Here is a 948-nt window from a genome sequence, read left to right as displayed (position 1 = left end):
GGGCAGGGGGATGGTGGCGGGGCCGTCAGGTGGTGATCTGATGCGGGTCGCGCGGGACAGGGCCGGGGCGGAGCCGTGTGAAGTACTCGGTCTGGATGATCTTGTGACGGGTCGCTTCGGGCAGGCGGGCGAGGAGGCCGGGCAGGGTGCGCCCGCGGGCGACCTCGCTTCGGTGTGCGAGGATCGCGCGCCACTTCGCGGCGGCCCATGGGGCCACGTCCACGACCGTGGTCACGTACTCGTCCGGGATGCACAGCGCGCTCTTCCCGACCTCCGTCAGCAGCGGCCTGAGTTCACCGTGTTCAGGTGGCGCCAGGGTGGCAGGTCCTGGTCGTCCAGCGGACGCGAAGGGGCCGTTGAGCCAGACGATCACGCACCCTCCCCAGCCGCGGCGACCGTTTCAGTGTGCACAACGGGAGCCGCGAGGAGAGCGTCACGGTCCGGCCACTTGCATGGGTCCGGCGCTCAGGTTCGGCTCGGCAATCGGGGTGTCCACCACCTGTGGGACACCGTCCGCCCACCGGTGCCGCGCTTGACGTCGGCGGCGCCACCTCGCTCCATGGCGTCTACAGACGGCGGAGTAGGTCAAAGGTCCCCCTGGTCCTTGGGGTTGGTGCGAGAAATGATGCCGCGGTGATGGATCTTCACCAGTTGGCTGCCTTCTGCACGATGTCCTGCTGCTGTCCGCCATTCCTGGACCGAGTGTGTTGTTCGTTGTCGGTCGGGCTTTGGCACATGGCCGGCGGGTGGTGCTTCCCCACAGAGATCAATTATGGTGCTCTCCGCCGCCGTTCGGGCCAAAATTCCGTGGCCGTCAGCTCCTCGACTGCGTCGCGCACGACCGACTCGTCGGTCTTCAGCGAGCCGGTGGCATCGCTGACGAAGTCGTCCCATCGACCGTCCTGTCGTAGGGGGCGGTCGGGAGCGCGACGAGGTGTGAACGACCGA

Annotated in this window: 1 protein-coding gene and 1 pseudogene; one reads left to right on the top strand and one right to left on the bottom strand. The window is 67.8% G+C overall.

What is annotated here, in order from left to right:
• Nucleotides 1-25: 25 nt before the first annotated feature.
• Nucleotides 26-373, bottom strand: a complete 348-nt coding sequence (locus BIV24_RS30965) for a hypothetical protein (protein ID WP_071369777.1) — start codon at nucleotides 371-373, stop codon at nucleotides 26-28.
• A gap of 249 nt (nucleotides 374-622) precedes the next feature.
• On the opposite strand from BIV24_RS30965, the pseudogene BIV24_RS35900 reads away from it, so the two are divergent.
• Nucleotides 623-755: pseudogene (locus BIV24_RS35900) on the top strand (LysE family translocator); the annotation flags it as partial.
• Nucleotides 756-948: the final 193 nt, after the last annotated feature.

Source organism: Streptomyces colonosanans (genome assembly GCF_001866645.1).
Classification (GTDB): Bacteria; Actinomycetota; Actinomycetes; order Streptomycetales; family Streptomycetaceae; genus Streptomyces; species Streptomyces colonosanans.
This window is presented reverse-complemented; position numbering and strand designations above follow the sequence as displayed.